Consider the following 16,006-nt stretch of genomic DNA (forward strand, 5'->3'; position numbering starts at 1 on the left):
CATGACCGCCCGCATCCCGCCGATCCAGTGCCTGCTCACCTTCGAGGCGCTGGCGCGCCTGCGCTCGGTCACGCAGGCCGCCGACGAACTGTGCGTGACCCCGAGCGCGGTCAGCCACCGCGTCCGGCAACTCGAACAGATCATCGGCAGCAAGCTGTTCGGCCGCGCCGACTTCTCGCTCACCACCGAAGGCAGCGAATACCTGGCCCACGTGCGCGAAGGCCTGGCCAGCCTGGAACGCTTCCCCGGCCTGGGTTCGGGGCAGGGCAAGCGCAAGCTGCGGGTGGCCGTCACGCCGACGTTCTCGCGCTCGATCCTGATGCCGCGGCTGCGCAGCTTCATCGAGGCCTATCCGGAGATCGACCTCACGCTGCAGGTGTCGATCCCGCTGCTGGACGTGGTCGCCGAGGACGCCGACCTGATGATCCGGTTCGGCACCGGGCGCTATGCCGATGTCGAGCACCTGTGCCTGATGACCGACGAGGTGACCCCGCTGGCTGCGCCCGCGTTCCTGCGCGAGCACGGCCCGTTCGACACGATCGGGGAACTGCAGGCCGCCAAGCTGATCAAGAGTCCGCTGGAGCCGTGGCGCACCTGGTTCCTGGCGCACGGCCTGGATGCGGTGGAACCGGCCGAGGGCTCCTCCTTCAACGACATTGGCCTGATGTGCGATGCGGCGGCGCAGGGCCTGGGCATCGCGCTGGTGCGCCTCAAGCTCGGCCAACCATGGCTGGAGAACGGCTCGCTGGCGCGACTGTCGCCGCGCAACGTGCCCAGCCCGCATGCGCACTACCTGTGCTGGCGCACCGGCACCATGGACCGCTGGGAGTGCGCCGCCTTCGCCGACTGGCTGAAGAACAGCCTGGCCTGAACGTCCGCCCGGCCCGCGGACATGGCCGACGCCTCACGTGACCACCGTCGGGTGGCCGCCGCGGGCGGCAGCGAGCGCCACGCCGCCGACGGTCCGCCGCGCAGGTGACTCGCCCGCCGGCCGCGTGTGAGCCGCACGTGGCCGCGGATTGAATAATCTTCAGCCCGGCCTGCTTCGACTTGGTTTACCGTGCCCGCATGAACGCCCCGCTTGCCCCGCCCGTCGCCGCCGAAGCCGCCGCCCTGGAGCGCCTGCTGCCCGCCCTGCGTGCGGTGCTGCCGGCCCATGCGCTGCTGTGGCATGCGGAGGAGACCCGTCCCTACGAATGCGACGGCCTGACGGCCTACCGCGAGCGCCCGCTGGCGGTGGCGCTGCCCGAGACCGAGGCGCAGGTGCAGGGCGTGCTGCGGGCCTGCCACGGGCTGGGCGTGCCGGTGGTGGCGCGCGGCGCCGGCACCGGCCTGTCGGGTGGCGCCATGCCCCACCGGCTGGGCGTGACGCTCTCGCTGGCCAAGTTCAACCGCATCCTGGCGGTCGATCCGGTCAGCCGCACCGCGCGCGTGCAGTGCGGCGTGCGCAACCTGGCGATCAGCGAAGCCGCCGCCTCGCATGGGCTGTACTACGCGCCCGATCCGTCCAGCCAGATCGCCTGCACGATCGGTGGGAACGTGGCCGAGAACTCCGGCGGGGTGCACTGCCTGAAGTACGGGCTCACCATCCACAACGTGCTGCGCGTGCGGGGCTTCACGGCGGCAGGCGAGCCGGTCGAGTTCGGTAGCGAGGCGCTGGACGCGTCCGGCTACGACCTGCTGAGCGTGGTGGTCGGCAGCGAAGGCATGCTGGCGGTCACCACCGAGGTGACGGTCAAGCTGGTGCCCAAGCCGCAGCTGGCGCGCTGCATCATGGCCAGCTTCGACGACATCCGCAAGGCGGGCGACGCGGTGGCCGCGGTGATCGCCGCGGGCATCATCCCGGCGGGGCTGGAGATGATGGACAAGCCGATGACCGCCGCGGTCGAGGACTTCGTGCACGCCGGCTACGACCTGGAGGCCGAGGCCATCCTGCTGTGCGAAAGCGACGGCACGCCCGAGGAAGTCGAGGAGGAGATCGGCCGGATGAGCGAGGTGCTGCGTGTCGCCGGTGCCACGGCGATCGCGGTCAGCCGCGACGAGGCCGAGCGCCTGCGCTTCTGGAGCGGCCGCAAGAACGCGTTCCCGGCCTCCGGCCGCATCAGCCCCGACTACATGTGCATGGACTCGACCATCCCGCGCAAGCGCCTGGCCGACATCCTGCTGGCGATCCAGGCGATGGAGCAGAAGTACGGCCTGCGCTGTGCCAACGTGTTCCATGCCGGTGACGGCAACCTGCATCCGCTGATCCTGTTCGACGCCAATGACGCCGATCAGTTGCACCGCTGCGAGCTGTTCGGCGCGGACATCCTGGAGACCAGCGTCGCCATGGGTGGCACGGTGACCGGCGAACACGGCGTCGGGGTCGAGAAGCTCAACTCGATGTGCGTCCAGTTCAGCCCCGAGGAGCGCGAGCAGATGCTGGGCGTCAAGCGCGCGTTCGACCCGGCGGGTCTGCTCAACCCGGGCAAGGTGATCCCGACCCTGAACCGCTGCGCCGAGTACGGAAAGATGCTGGTGCGCGGCGGCCGCCTGGCCCATCCCGACCTGCCCCGGTTCTGACCCGCCGGTCCCAGGCGCGGTGCGCGGGAGGCTGGCGGGCGCCGCCGGTGAGGGCGCATGGTCCTGGCGCGGGCGGCCCCTCGTCGTCCTGCGGCCTGGCCCGCTCCTGCAGCGCGCGGCCGGAGAAGACCGGCACCGCACCCTGCACCGGCGCGCCCTCGCCGGCTGCCGCTGCGCCGGCGCTTCAGCCGCGGCCGTCCATCAGGTCCATCGCCAGGCACAGGTCGGCCCAGGCCTTGCCCTTGTCGGCGAGGTTGCGCAGCAGGTAGGCGGGGTGGTAGGTGACCACCACGGGAACGCCCTGGTACTCGTGCGGGCGCCCGCGCAGGCGGCCGATCGGCTCCTGCGTGCGCAGCAGCGTCTGCACGGCGAAGCGGCCCATCACCAGGATGATCCTGGGCTGCACCAGCTCGACCTGCCGCCGCAGGAACGACTCGCACTGGGCAGCCTCCTGCGGTTCGGGGTTGCGCCCGGCGGGCGCACGGCACTTGAGCACGTTGGCGATCGACACGTTGCGCTGCCGGTCCAGGCCGATCGCCCGCAGCATGCTGTCCAGCAACTGGCCTGGGGGACCGGCGAAGGGCTCGCCCTGCGCGTCCTCGTGTTCGTCCGGCGGATCGCCGATCACCATCCAGTCGGCCCGGGCCGGGCCGGCGCCGAACACCGTCTGCCGCCGCGTGCCCGACAGGCCGCACGCGGTGCAGGCGGCCACCGCCGTGCGCAGCTCGTCCCAGCCCAGGCCGGCGCGGTCGTCGACCACGCGTGCCACCAGCGGCGCCGCTGGCGACTGCGGCGCGCGCAGCGGCTCCGGGTCGTGCCGGGCAGGGGCCTCATGCTGCTTCTCGGCCCCGAGGGCCGGCAGGAGGGCCCCGGCCCCAACCTCGGTTTCGGGCGTAGCGGCCAGCGACGCCGCCGTCGTGGGCGACGCGGGGGGCAGCAGCCGCAGCCCCATCTCGCGCAGCATCGCCAGGCGGCGTTCGTCGAGCGCGAGCGTCATGCGGACTCCTGCCGGTCGTGCGGGGGGCGGGCGGTCACAGCTTCAGGCTCATCACGATCGCATCTTCGCGACCGCGGACGGCGGGGTAGTACTGCTTGCGTTCGCCGACGCGCCGGAAGCCGTTGCGCGCGTAGACCGCCTGCGCGCGGGCGTTGCTGACGCGCACCTCCAGCCAGAGCCACTGGGCGCCCTGCCCGCGCGACCAGGTGGCCAGCGCGTCCAGCATCAGCCGGCCCCACCCCTGCCGCTGGGCCTGCGGCGCCACCGTGATGTTCAGCAGGTGGACCTCGTCCACGCCCTTCATCGCGACGAAGTAGCCGAGCACCCGGCCGCGCTCGTCGCACAGCATCTGGGCCTGGTAGCCGGCCCGCAGCGAGTCGGCGAAATTGCCTTCGGTCCAGGGATGGTCGTAGGCACTGCGCTCGATGCGCAGCACCTCGTCCAGCCGGTCCTCGGTCATCGGCACGAAGCCGGCTGGCTCGATCTCGAACACCGCACTCATGGCGCCATTCTGGCCTGTGCGAGCGCCGACCGGGTGGCGGCCCGCTCCTCGGTGGTCTGGGCGACCTTGTCGCGCACGTACAGCGGCAGCGCCTCGTCGGCCGGTCGGCCCTGGCCGGCGGCCAGCAGCGCCGGCGCCAGCCGCAGCAGCGCCGCGGCCGTCGGCACCGCCGCCTCGATCGGGCCGAGTGCGTCCAGCCGCCCGGCGTAGGGGCCCAGCACGTTGCCGGCGACGGCAGCACCGGGCGGCCGCTGCAGTTGCTCGGGCGAGCGCAGCACCACCGGTCCCTGGCGCTGCCAGCGGCCGTCGGCGCCGAACACGTAGTGCGCGGCATACACCTCGTCCATCCGCGCGTCCAGCAGTGCCAGCACCTCGGTGGCACCGGTGCGCTCGAGGGCCTGCTCGGCCACGGCCATGAGGGTCTCGACCGGCAGCACCGGCAGGCCGGCGCCGAACGCCAGGCCCTGCGCCACCGCACAGGCGGTGCGCAGGCCGGTGAACGACCCAGGGCCGCAGCCGAACACGACGGCGTCGAGATCCGCCACCGCCAGGCCGCGCTGCGCCAGAAGGGCCAGCACGGCCGGGATCAGGCTGGCCGAGGAGTGGGCCCCGCCGGCGCCATGGTGCTCCAGCGGCGCGGCACTTCCAAGCGGCGCCCCGAGCGCAATGCTCAGGGCGTCGGTGCTGGTGTCGAAGGCGAGGAGGTTCAAGGCAGGCGGGGACGGCGGGCTCGCATTATCCAGCCCGGATAATCCACGGATGCGGTTCCTGCTGTTCTTGGTTGCTCTCGTCGCGGCGGGCGCGTTCGCCCAGCCACTGCCCCCCGAAGTCGATTCCGCCCTCGCGCGGGCCCGGCTGCCGCGCGACGCGGTGTCGCTGCTCGTGGCCGATGTCGACCCCACCGTGCCGCCCCGACTGAGCCACCGCGCCGATGTCCCGGTCAACCCCGCGTCCATCGCCAAGCTCGCGACCACGCTGGCCGCGCTCGAGATCCTGGGCCCTGCCTTCACCTGGACCACGCCGGTGTCCGCCGACGGCCCCGTCGTCGATGGCGTGCTGCAGGGCAATCTGTACCTGCGCGGGCAGGGCGATCCCAAGCTGGTGGTGGAGCGGCTCTGGCTGCTGCTGCGCCGGGTGCGGGCCCTGGGCATCGACCGGGTCGCCGGGGACATCGTCCTGGACCGCAGCGCCTTCGAGGATGCGGCCAGCGATCCGGCCGCTTTCGACGGCGAGCCGCTGCGTCCCTACAACGCCGCACCCGACGCGCTGCTGCTGAACTACCGCTCGCTGGTGCTCGGCCTGTCGCCCCAGCCAGGCGGCATGGCGCGCCTGGTGGTCGAGCCGCCGCTGGCCGGCGTGCAGTGGCCGGCAACGGTGCCGCTGGCCGCGGGCGACTGCGGCGACTGGCGCGCCGCCCTGAAGCTGGACGTCACCGATCCGACCCGGCCGCGCTTCTCGGGCGCCTACCCCGCGAGCTGCGGCGAACGCGCCTGGCCGCTGGCCTATGCCGATCCGCGCGGCTATGCCGCCCGCGCGATCGGCGGCATGTGGCAGGAAGTGGGCGGCCGGCTGGGGGGCCAGGTCCGCGAGGGGCGCGTGCCGGCCGGGCTCGCGCCGCTGTTCGAGCAGCCTTCGCCGCCGCTGGCCGAGGTCGTGCGCGAGGTGAACAAATACAGCAACAACGTCATGGCGCAGCAGCTGTTCCTCACGCTCAGCCTGCAGCAGAAGGGATTGGGCACGCGTGACGGCTCGCGCGCGGTGATGCAGACCTGGTGGCGCGAGCGCTTCGGCGCCGAGCTGCCGGTGTTCGACAACGGCTCGGGCCTGTCGCGCAGCGAGCGCATCACCGCCGCCCAGCTCGGGAAGCTGCTGCAGTACGCCTGGGCGTCGCCGGTCATGCCCGAGCTGGTGGCGTCGCTGCCGGTGGTCGGGACCGACGGCACCCTGCGCACCACCAGGGCGACGGTCGCCGCACACCTCAAGAGCGGCAGCCTGCGCGACGTGCAGGGGGTGGCCGGCTACGTCCACGGCCCCGGCGGCCGACGCTTCATCGTCGTGGCCATCGCCAACCACCCGAATGCGGGCGGGCTGCGGCCGGCCGTCGAGGCCCTGCTCGCCTGGGCCGGCCGGCCGCGCTGACGCCGCCCCGCGCGGCAGGGGTCGGCAGGATCGGCGCCCTGGCCATGCCCGGGAGGAGGTTGCGCGACGGCTGAGCACCGCCGGCAAACGACAAGGGCCCCGGTCGGGGCCCTTGTCGTTCGAAGCGGCTCAGAACCGCGAGACCAGCCGGTCGTGCGCGTAGTCGCCGAACTGCACGTGCGCACTGCGGGTGAAATACACCGGGTCGGCGAACAAGGTGGCGTTCGGGTCGGTCTGCAGCGTGGACGGCGTGCAGAGGGTCGAGCTCACGCGGCCGGCGCCCACGCCGATGCCCACGCCCGGATCGACCGAGTTGCAGGCGGTGTTGGTGACGTCGTTGAACCCGTAGACCGACGGATTGCCGCTCACCAGGTTGAAGTAGTACGAGGCGTCGACGTACAGCACCGTGGAGCCGAGGTTGACGATCGACTTGAGCAGCTCGTTGTTGAAGCGGCTGCTCAGGTCGGTCACCAGCGGCTCGTTGCCCAGGATGGTGCGGGCCCAGGGCGAGCGCCCGAGGTTGTACGTGCCGACCACCAGCACGTGCTTGGCGCCGGCGCCGACCAGTCGCTGGACCTGCGCGCCCAGATCGCGCCCGGCTTGCTCCGCCTGCGCGGCGCTGCCCGCGTTGGCCGCCGCGATCACGTCGGCGATGCCGCCGCTGACCACGATCAGGTCATTGGCCTGCGGCGGCTGCGCCGCCAGGAAGCCGTCGACCTGCTCGGCGATGGTCGGCGTCGCGGCATTGCCCTGCGCATCGGGCCGGGCCGCCGTCCGCGCGCTGCCGATCGCATATGAGGTGCCGCCGTTGGCCGACGCCGCCACGCCCAGGCCATAGCGCGCCGCCAGCTGTTCGGTCCAGTTGTTCAGGGCGCCGTCGTTGACCGTGTAGCGCACGCCGCGCTGCCCGAGGTCGCTGAACGCGTCGCCGAAGACGACGAGGCGGGAGGGCTGGAACCGGGACACGACATCGCCGCCGCCGCCGCAGGAGGCGAGGAGGAAGGACGAGACGCAGGCGGCCGCGAGCAGGGCGCGGCGCAACCGTTGGAAGCGCATGGGGATCTCCGAAAAAGGCGGTGGGTAGTGTAACGAGCGCGTCGGGGGGCGGCGCCGGCGCAGGTCAGCCCGCCGCGGCCCGCTGCAGCCGGTCACGCACGCCGTCCCACTCGGGCCCGGCCGGCGGCGTCTCCACCCAGATCAGCCGCACGCCCTGGGCGTCGAAGTCGCGCAGCACGGCGAACAGCTGGCGGGCCGCCTCGCGCGCGTCGTCGGGCATCCGGCGCCGCAGCACGGTGGCCGACGGCGTCTGCAGGATCGCGCGCGACCAGGTGGCGATGTTGGCGGCGTCGCGCCCCAGCACGTCGAGCGCAGTCTGCAGGCCGGCCGCATCCATCAGGCGCACCCGCGCCTTCGGGGCGTAGTGGGCCTCCAGCGTGCCCGAGGCCCGCGGGGCGGCGGTGGCCACGTCCCGCGGCAGCGCCAGCGGCTGGCCGCAGGCGGCCTCCAGCTGCTGCGGGGTGATCACGCCGGGTCGCAACAGCACCGGCCGGCCACGCGTGCAGTCGACGATGGTCGATTCGATGCCGACCTCGCACGCGCCGCCGTCGAGCACCAGAAGGGCGTCGCCGAACTCGCCGTGCACATGCTGCGCGGTGGTGGGGCTGACGCGCCCGAACAGGTTGGCGCTGGGGCCGGCCAGGCCATGCACCGGCGGCGTCGCGGCGGCGCAGGCCTGCAGCAGGGCCTGGGCCGCCGGATGGGCGGGCGAGCGCAGGCCGATCGACGCCTGGCCGCCGGCGGCGGCCGCCGCAACGCCTTCGCGGCGCGGCAGGACCAGCGTGAGCGGCCCCGGCCAGAACGCGTCGACCAGCCGCCGGGCGAAAGCGGGCAACTCGCCCGCGAAGCGGTCCACGGCCGCCGCGTCGGGCACATGCACGATCAGCGGATGGTCGCTGGGGCGGCCCTTGGCGCGGAAGATGCCGGCCACGGCGACGTCGCTGGCGGCGTCCGCGCCGAGCCCGTAGACCGTCTCGGTCGGAAAGGCCACCAGGCCGCCGGCCTGCAGCGTGCGCACGGCCTCGGCGATGGCCGACGGGTCGTTGGCGTCGCGCACCATGGCTCAGAAGGGTGCGATGCCCAGGATCGCGCAGGCCTGCAGGGCGGTGGCGCGCACCGCCGCCGACGTGGCGCCGGTGAGCGTGAGATGGCCCATCTTGCGGCCCGGGCGCGCCTGCGGCTTGCCGTACAGGTGCAGGTGCGTCCCCGGCAGGGCCAGCACCTGGTCCCATGGCGGGGTGGCCTCGCGGCCCTGCACGAACCACAGGTCGCCCAGCAGGTTCAGCATGATCGCGGGGCTGTGCTGGCGCGGCTGCACCAGGGGCAGGCCGGCCAGCGTGCGCACCTGCAGCTCGAACTGCGACACGTCGGCGCCGTCGATGCTCCAGTGCCCGCTGTTGTGCGGGCGCGGCGCCATCTCGTTGACCACCAGACTGCCGTCCTGCAGCAGGAAGAACTCGACGCACAGCACGCCGACGTAGTCCAGGCCCTCGGCGACCGAGCGCGTGGCCTGCACGGCGCGGCGCGCCAGCGGCTCCGGCAGCACGCCGTCGACCACTTCGGTGACCGCCAGGATGCCGTCGCGGTGCAGGTTGCGCTGCACCGGCAGGTGCACCATCGCGCCGTCGCGGCCGCGTGCGACGACCACCGAGCACTCGGAGGCCAGCGGCAGCAGCTTCTCGAGCACGCAGGGCACGCGCTGCAGGCCGTCCCAGGCGCGCTCCAGTTCGGCCCGCGTGCCGACCCGCGCCTGGCCCTTGCCGTCGTAGCCGAGGCGGGCGGTCTTCAGGATGCCGGGCAGCAGCGCGTCGGGCACCGCCTGCAGTTGCTGGGGCGTCTCGATCACGGCGTGCGGCGCGCAGGGCACCCCGCAGCGGCCGAAGTGGGCCTTCTCGCGCGCCCGGTCCTGGGCGATCGCGACCGCTTCGGCCGCGGGCGCGACGGGGCGCGAGGCGGCCAGCGCCGTCAGGGCCTGCGCCGGCACGTTCTCGAATTCGGTGGTCACGGCCGCCGCGACCTCGGCCAGCCGGGCCAGGCCGCCGGCATCGAGGTAGGCGGTGGGCACGTGGTGGTGGCTGACCCGCCCGGCCGGGCTGTCGGCGTCGGGGTCGAGCACGGCGGTGAAGTAGCCCAGCTGCTGGGCCGCGTGCACGAACATGCGGCCCAGCTGGCCGCCGCCCATCACGCCCAGCGTGCTGCCGGGTTGCAGGAGGATCGGCGCGCTCACTGCGACACCCCGGCGGCGCTTGCCTGGTGGATCGGTCGGGCGAAGCTCATGCGACAGGCGGCAGGGTCATGGCGCGGGCCGCCTCGGTCTGGCGGGCCCGGAACGCGTCCAGCCGTGCCCGCAGCGCCGCGTCCTCGTTGGCGAGCATGGCCACCGCGAACAGGGCAGCGTTGGCGGCCCCGGCCTGGCCGATGGCAAAGGTGGCGACCGGAACGCCCTTGGGCATCTGCACGATGCTGTGCAGGGAATCGACGCCCTGCAGGTGGCGGCTGGCGACCGGCACCCCCAGGACCGGCACCGGGGTCTTGGCGGCCAGCATTCCCGGCAGGTGGGCAGCGCCGCCGGCGCCGGCGATGATCGCCTTCAGGCCGCGGCCCGCCGCCGCCTGGGCATAGGCGAACATGTCGTCGGGCATCCGATGTGCCGAGACGACCCGCGCCTCATGGGCGACGCCGAATTCCTGGAGAATCTGCACTGCGTGCTGCAGGGTGTCCCAGTCGCTGCTGGATCCCATCACCACGCCGACCTGTACCGGGGGCATGCGCTGCTCCTAAAGGTCGAATTTTAAGGTTACGAGTCCCGCCCCATGATCGACGTCACCCTCGAGAACTTCGAAACCGAAGTCATTGCCGCTTCCATGACCCAGCCGGTGCTGGTGGACTTCTGGGCCCCGTGGTGCGGCCCGTGCAAGGTGATCGGCCCGCTGCTCGAGAAGCTCGAGGCCGAGTACGCCGGGCGCTTCAAGCTGGTGAAGATCGATTCCGACCAGGAGCAGCAGCTGGCTGCCGCCTTCGGCATCCGCAGCATCCCCACCTGCATCCTGCTGATGAACGGCCAGCCGGTGGACGGCTTCATGGGCGCCGTGCCCGAGGGCAAGCTGCGCGAGTTCCTCGACAAGCACGTGCCGCCCGCGGACGAGGCGCCCGAGGAGCTGCTGGAAGAGGAAGCGCCGGCCGATGCTCAAGGGCAGCTGGAGAAGCTGCAGCACGCGGTCGCCACCAATCCGTCGGACGACGACGCCCGCTTCGAGTACGTCAAGGCGCTGCTGATGGCCGGGCGCTCCGATGATGCCAAGGTGGCCTTCGCGCCCGTGATCGGCAAGGCGCCCGGCATCCGCCGGCTCGAGTCGCTGCAGCGCGTGCTGGACGCGACCGACTTCGCGGCGCAGCAGGGCGACGCCGCCAAGGCGGTGGCCGGGTTCGAGGCGCGCGTGACTGCCAACAAGCGCGACTTCGAGGCCCGCTTCGCCAAGGCGCAGGTGCTGGCGGGCCAGCGGCGCTGGACCGATGCGATGGACGAACTGCTCGAGATCCTGATGCGCGACAAGTCGTGGAACGAGGATGCCGCGCGCAAGACCTACATCGCCATCCTCGACGTCATCGAGCCGGCCAAGCCGAAGGTGGCAGAAGGCCAGATCCCGCCCGACGACCCGGTCGTGGCAACGTACCGGCGGCGCCTGTCGAGCGTCGTGCTGTCCTAGGCCGGGTCAGGCGGTCAGGCGCTCCAGCGCCTCGCGGTACTTGGCCGCGGTGCGCTCGATCACGTCCTGCGGCAGCCGCGGCGCCGGCGGCGTCTTGTCCCAGGGCTTGCCGTTGATGCGCACCTGCTCTAGCCAGTCGCGCACGAACTGCTTGTCGTAGCTGGGCGGGTTGGTGCCCTGGCGGAACGCCTCGTCGTACCCCTCGACCGGCCAGTAGCGCGACGAATCGGGCGTGAGCACCTCGTCCATCAGCACCAGCTCGCCCTGCCCGTCGAGGCCGAACTCGAACTTCGTGTCGGCGATGATCATGCCCTTGGCCAGCGCGATCTTGGCAGCCGCGTCGTACAGCGCGATGCTCACGTCGCGGATCTGCGCGGCGAGCACCGGGCCGATCATCTCCACCGTCCGCTCGAAGCTGATGTTCTCGTCGTGCTCGCCCACGGCCGCCTTGGCCGCGGGCGTGTAGATCGGACTCGGCAGCTTGCTCGCGTTCTTCAGCCCGGGCGGCAGCGCCACGCCGCAGACCGCCTGCGACTCCTGGTACTCCTTCCAGCCGCTGCCGGCCAGGTAGCCGCGCACGACCGCCTCGACCGGGATCGGCTTGAGGCGCTTGACCAGCATCGAGCGGCCCACCACCTGCTGCACCTCGGCCGAGGTGACCACGCTCTCGGGCAACTCGCCGGTGAGATGGTTGGGGCACAGGTGCGCGAGCTTGCCGAACCAGTACAGCGCCATCTGCGTGAGCAGCTCGCCCTTGCCGGGGATGGGCTCGCCCATGATGACGTCGAACGCCGACAGCCGGTCGCTGGCGACCATCAGGATGCGGTCGTTGCCGACCGCATAGTTGTCGCGGACCTTGCCGCGCGCCAGCAGCGGCAGCGAGGTGATCGAGGAGGTGTGCAGGGCGTTCGTCATGGGCAGCCGCCGGAAGAGGCCCGCGCGTTGGCGGGGAACAATGAAAAAGGCCCGCCGACCTGGCGGGCCCCGATTATCACGCGTGGGTGCGGGCGGTCAGTTGACCGTCTGGGCCAGCTCGCCCTTGGCGTACTTGGCGGCCACGACCTGCAGGCTGTGCCCCTTGATCTTGGGCGCCTGGCCTTCGCAGCCGAACTCGATGTAGCGCTGCTTGCAGATCTGCTTGGCCGCCTCGCGGGCCGGCTTGAGCCATTCGCGCGCGTCGAACTTCTCCGGGTTCTCGGCCAGGAACTTGCGCACCGCGCCGGTCATCGCCAGGCGGATGTCGGTGTCGATGTTGATCTTGCGCACCCCGTGCTTGATGGCTTCCTGGATCTCCTCGACCGGCACGCCGTAGGTCTCCTTCATCTGGCCGCCGTACTGGCGGATGATGGCCAGCAGCTCCTGCGGCACCGACGACGAGCCGTGCATCACCAGGTGGGTGTTGGGGATGCGGCGGTGGATCTCCTTGATGCGGTCAATCGCCAGGATGTCGCCGGTGGGCTTGCGGGTGAACTTGTAGGCGCCGTGGCTGGTGCCGATGGCGATGGCCAGCGCGTCCAGCTGCGTCTTCTTGACGAAGTCGGCGGCCTGCTCCGGATCGGTCAGGAGCTGCTCGCGGGTCATCGTCGCGTCGGTGCCGTGGCCGTCTTCCTTGTCGCCCTTCATCGTCTCCAGCGATCCCAGGCAGCCCAGCTCGCCTTCGACCGTGACGCCCAGCTTGTGGGCCATGTCGACCACCTTGCGGGTGACGTCGACGTTGTAGTCGTAGCTGGCGATGGTCTTGCCGTCGGCCTCCAGGCTGCCGTCCATCATCACGGAGGAGAACCCCAGCTTGATGGCGCCGGCGCAGACGTCCGGGTTCTGCCCGTGGTCCTGATGCATCACCAGCGGGATCTCCGGATAGGCCTCGAGGGCGGCCAGGATCAGGTGCTTGATGAACGGCTCGCCGGCGTACTTCCGGGCACCCGCGCTGGCTTGCAGGATGACCGGCGCGCCGGTCTCCTTGGCCGCGTCCATCACGGCCTGCACCTGCTCCAGGTTGTTGACGTTGAAGGCCGGGATGCCGTAGCCGTTCTCGGCGGCATGGTCCAGCAGTTCGCGCATGGAAACGAGGGGCATGGTGCAGTCCTGAAGTTGAGATGTCCGGTGCCGCGCGGCCGTGGTAACCGCTTGGTAACTGCGCGGAATTTTAGCGGCAGGGGTTGCCGCCGGGGGCTCAGGCTCGGCCGCAATGGCTCTCTCGGGTGCGGCCAAAACGTGCTGCCTCCGGTCGAGCTCGCCGACGGCCGGCGCCGCCCAACCGCCCAACCGCTCAGGCAGCAGTCCGCGGGGCAGCGCCGGCCGCGCGCCGGCACGCCCGCCCGCGCCTCAGGCCACCCGGCAGATCTTCAGCATGTTGGTGCCGCCCGGGGCGCCCATCGGTTCGCCGCAGGTGATGGCGTAGATGTCGCCCGCCGCTACGATGCCGCGGCGCTTGAGGTGGGCCTCGGCGTCGCCCAGGGCCGTGTCGCGCTCGGCGCTCTGGTCCATCAGGAGCGGCCGCACGTTGCGGTACAGCGCCATCTTGCGCTGCGTCTCCAGCCGCGGGGTGAGCGCGTAGATCGGGATGTGGATGCGGTGGCGGCTCATCCACAGCGCGGTCGAGCCCGAGTCGGTGAGCGCCACGATCGCCTTGCAGCCCAGGTGGTGCGCGGTGAACAGCGCGCCCATGGCGATGGACTGGTCGATGCGCGAGAAGCTCATGCCGGTGAAGTCGGCGTCCAGCTTCACGTCCTCGGCCATCTCGGCTTCGGCGCAGATGTTGGCCATCTCGATGATGGTCTCCAGCGGGTACTTGCCCGCCGCCGTCTCGGCGCTGAGCATCACCGCATCGGTGCCGTCGAGGACCGCGTTGGCGACGTCGCTGACCTCGGCGCGGGTGGGCACCGGGTTGGCGATCATCGACTCCATCATCTGCGTCGCCGTGATCACCAGCTTGTCGTGCTGGCGGGCCAGCCGGATCATCTTCTTCTGCAGCGCGGGAACGGCGGCATTGCCGACCTCCACCGCGAGGTCGCCGCGCGCGACCATGATGCCGTCGCTGGCCTGCAGGATCGACTCCAGGTTCGGGATCGCCTCGGCCCGCTCGATCTTGGCGATCAGCCCCGGCTTGTGGCGGTACTCGGCACCGGCCACGTTGCACAGCTGGCGCGCCATCTCCATGTCGGTCGCCGTCTTGGGGAAGCTCACCGCCACGTAGTCGGCCTGGAAGCTCATCGCGGTGCGGATGTCCTCCATGTCCTTGGCGGTGAGCGCGGGCGCGGTGAGGCCGCCGCCCTGCTTGTTGATGCCCTTGTTGTTCGACAGGATGCCACCGAGCTTCACGGTGGTGTGGACCTGCTCGCCGCGCACCGTATCGACCGTCAGCACGATCAGGCCGTCGTTGAGCAGCAGCACGTCGCCCGGCTTGACGTCGCGCGGCAGCTCCTTGTAGTCCAGCCCCACCCCCTGCAGATTGCCCGGCTCGGTGCGCGACGCGTCGAGCACGAACTTCATGCCCGGCTCCAGCAGCACCTTGCCTTCGGCGAACTTGCCGACCCGGATCTTGGGCCCCTGCAGGTCGGCCATGATGGCCACCTCGCGGCCGGCGCGCTGCGCCGCCTCGCGCACCAGCCGCGCGCGGTCGATGTGGTCCTGCGCCGCTCCGTGGCTGAAGTTCAGGCGCACGACGTTGACGCCGGCGCGAATGAGCTGCTCCAGCATCTGGGGTTCGCTGGAGGCGGGGCCGAGAGTGGCGACGATCTTGGTGGCGCGACGGGCCATGAGCGGTTCCTGCTGAGGGGACAAACGAAGGGCGCTGGCATTCTCACACGGCCGTCGGGGCCGGGTTACCAAGCGGTTACGGCGCCCGCGGCGCCTGCATGCTGCGCCTGCGCCTGCTCCTTGACGCAGATCAGCCCCGGTCGGCGCACCGGCTCCTAGCATCGGCGCTTTTGCCTTCCCGGCCCGCCGCCGCGCTCCATGACCCTCGATCCCCTCCGGCCAGTCCCCATCGACGCCCCGCTGCCGCACCGCAAGGTCCTGCGCCAGTGGCTGCTCCCGTTGTCCGCCAAGGCGACCGCACGGGCGCTGCTGCTGCTGGCGGTCGACTGGGTGCTGTTGGCCGCGGCCATGGCCGGCGTCGTGCTGCTGGCGCCGGTCTGGGCCAAGCTGCTGTGCGGCATCGCCGCCGGCTTCGTGACCGGGCGGCTGTTCATCATCGGCCACGACGCCTGCCACCAGAGCCTGACCCCGCACCGCACCCTGAACAAGTGGATCGGCCGCATCGCCTTCCTGCCGTCGCTCACGCCCTACAGCCTCTGGGATGTCGGCCACAACGTCGTGCACCACGGCTACACCAACCTCAAGGGCTTCGATTTCGTCTGGGCGCCCTGGACCCGCGACGAGTTCACCGCGCTGCCGCGTGCGCAACGTCTGCTGGACCGCATCTACCGCAGCGGCTGGGCGCCGGGCCTGTACTACATGCTGGAGATCTGGTGGAAGCGCATGTTCTTCCCCAGCCGCCGGCACATGCCCACCCGGCGCACCGTGTTCCTGCTGGACAACCTGCTGGTCAGCGCCTTCGCGCTGCTGTGGTGCGCGGGCCTGGCTGCGGCCGCGGTGGCGACCGGCCAGTCGGCGGGGCTGCTGCTGCTCGCCGGCGCGGTGGCGCCCTTCCTGTTCTGGTGCGCCATGATCGGCTTCGTGGTGTATGTCCACCACACGCACACGGCGGTGTCGTGGCACGACGAGCGCGCAGCCTGGTCGCAGGCGCAGCCCTTCGTCTCGACCACGGTGCACCTGACGTTCCCGCTGGCGATCGGTGCGCTGCTGCACCACATCATGGAGCACACCGCGCACCACGTGGACATGGGCATCCCGCTGTACCGGCTGCAGCAGGCCCAGGCCCGGCTGGAGGAACTGCTGCCGGGACGGATCGTGGTGCAGCGCTTTTCGTGGCGCTGGTACTTCGACACGGCGCGCCGCTGCAAGCTCTATGACTTCACGCGGCGCTGCTGGACCGACTACCGCGGCCGCCCCACGAGCGAGCCGCTCGCCGCCTGAGCG

Annotated in this window: 15 protein-coding genes; 5 read left to right on the forward strand and 10 right to left on the reverse strand. The window is 71.7% G+C overall.

Translation table 11 applies throughout. The features are described 5' to 3' along the window. Position 1: 1 nt before the first annotated feature. A complete protein-coding gene (locus VFE82_RS01280) occupies positions 2-871 on the forward strand; it encodes a LysR substrate-binding domain-containing protein (RefSeq protein ID WP_324998418.1) in 870 nt (289 codons plus the stop codon). Between the two features lie 197 nt (positions 872-1,068). Further along, a complete protein-coding gene (locus VFE82_RS01285; RefSeq protein WP_324998419.1) occupies positions 1,069-2,562 on the forward strand; it encodes an FAD-linked oxidase C-terminal domain-containing protein in 1,494 nt (497 codons plus the stop codon). A 184-nt stretch (positions 2,563-2,746) separates the two neighbouring features. Here VFE82_RS01285 and VFE82_RS01290 read toward each other — a convergent pair whose 3' ends face one another. Genes VFE82_RS01290 through tsaB form a run of 3 tightly spaced genes read right to left on the reverse strand, consistent with a single transcriptional unit; the run spans position 2,747 to position 4,771 of the window. After that, complete coding sequence (locus VFE82_RS01290; protein ID WP_324998420.1) at positions 2,747-3,559, reverse strand: uracil-DNA glycosylase; 813 nt, start codon at positions 3,557-3,559, stop codon at positions 2,747-2,749. A gap of 34 nt (positions 3,560-3,593) precedes the next feature. Further along, the gene (gene rimI, locus VFE82_RS01295; protein ID WP_324998422.1) at positions 3,594-4,061 is read right to left on the reverse strand and encodes a ribosomal protein S18-alanine N-acetyltransferase; all 468 of its coding nucleotides are present in this window, start codon (positions 4,059-4,061) and stop codon (positions 3,594-3,596) included. Then, positions 4,058-4,771, reverse strand: coding sequence for a tRNA (adenosine(37)-N6)-threonylcarbamoyltransferase complex dimerization subunit type 1 TsaB (tsaB, locus tag VFE82_RS01300; RefSeq protein ID WP_324998423.1), 714 nt, complete (start codon positions 4,769-4,771; stop codon positions 4,058-4,060). Before tsaB ends, rimI begins: the two co-directional genes overlap by 4 nt. A gap of 49 nt (positions 4,772-4,820) precedes the next feature. Between tsaB and dacB the strand changes: the two genes are divergently transcribed. After that, positions 4,821-6,200: a D-alanyl-D-alanine carboxypeptidase/D-alanyl-D-alanine endopeptidase gene (dacB, locus tag VFE82_RS01305; protein WP_324998424.1), complete on the forward strand. Its 1,380-nt coding sequence runs from the start codon at positions 4,821-4,823 to the stop codon at positions 6,198-6,200. Between the two features lie 129 nt (positions 6,201-6,329). On the opposite strand, the gene VFE82_RS01310 is transcribed toward dacB, so the two are convergent. From VFE82_RS01310 to purE, 4 genes are all read right to left on the reverse strand, one after another. Continuing rightward, positions 6,330-7,256: an SGNH/GDSL hydrolase family protein gene (locus VFE82_RS01310; RefSeq protein ID WP_324998425.1), complete on the reverse strand. Its 927-nt coding sequence runs from the start codon at positions 7,254-7,256 to the stop codon at positions 6,330-6,332. A 64-nt stretch (positions 7,257-7,320) separates the two neighbouring features. After that, complete coding sequence (locus VFE82_RS01315) at positions 7,321-8,316, reverse strand: L-threonylcarbamoyladenylate synthase (RefSeq protein WP_324998426.1); 996 nt, start codon at positions 8,314-8,316, stop codon at positions 7,321-7,323. Positions 8,317-8,319: 3 nt separating this feature from the next. Then, positions 8,320-9,483 (reverse strand): 5-(carboxyamino)imidazole ribonucleotide synthase, encoded by a 1,164-nt coding sequence (locus VFE82_RS01320; RefSeq protein WP_324998427.1) that lies wholly within the window; start codon positions 9,481-9,483, stop codon positions 8,320-8,322. Positions 9,484-9,529: 46 nt separating this feature from the next. After that, a complete protein-coding gene (gene purE / locus VFE82_RS01325) occupies positions 9,530-10,024 on the reverse strand; it encodes a 5-(carboxyamino)imidazole ribonucleotide mutase (protein WP_324998428.1) in 495 nt (164 codons plus the stop codon). 45 nt (positions 10,025-10,069) lie between these two features. Here purE and trxA point away from each other — a divergent pair, with 45 nt between their 5' ends. Then, on the forward strand, positions 10,070-10,963 hold the full coding sequence (gene trxA, locus VFE82_RS01330; protein WP_324998429.1) for a thioredoxin: 894 nt from the start codon (positions 10,070-10,072) through the stop codon (positions 10,961-10,963). A gap of 6 nt (positions 10,964-10,969) precedes the next feature. Here the strand turns inward: trxA and VFE82_RS01335 are convergent, their stop codons facing one another. The 3 genes from VFE82_RS01335 to pyk all read right to left on the reverse strand — a co-directional run bounded on the left by VFE82_RS01335 (position 10,970) and on the right by pyk (position 14,722). Beyond that, entirely contained in the window at positions 10,970-11,878 is a 909-nt protein-coding gene (locus tag VFE82_RS01335; RefSeq protein WP_324998430.1) for a phosphoribosylaminoimidazolesuccinocarboxamide synthase, read from the reverse strand. A gap of 96 nt (positions 11,879-11,974) precedes the next feature. After that, complete coding sequence (fba, locus tag VFE82_RS01340; protein WP_324998431.1) at positions 11,975-13,039, reverse strand: class II fructose-bisphosphate aldolase; 1,065 nt, start codon at positions 13,037-13,039, stop codon at positions 11,975-11,977. Positions 13,040-13,288: 249 nt separating this feature from the next. Then, positions 13,289-14,722: a pyruvate kinase gene (pyk, locus tag VFE82_RS01345; RefSeq protein ID WP_324998432.1), complete on the reverse strand. Its 1,434-nt coding sequence runs from the start codon at positions 14,720-14,722 to the stop codon at positions 13,289-13,291. Between the two features lie 198 nt (positions 14,723-14,920). Between pyk and VFE82_RS01350 the strand changes: the two genes are divergently transcribed. Continuing rightward, complete coding sequence (locus VFE82_RS01350) at positions 14,921-16,003, forward strand: fatty acid desaturase (protein WP_324998433.1); 1,083 nt, start codon at positions 14,921-14,923, stop codon at positions 16,001-16,003. Positions 16,004-16,006: the final 3 nt, after the last annotated feature.

Origin of the sequence: Ramlibacter sp. (assembly GCF_035655895.1) — a bacterium.
GTDB lineage: Bacteria > Pseudomonadota > Gammaproteobacteria > Burkholderiales > Burkholderiaceae_C > Ramlibacter.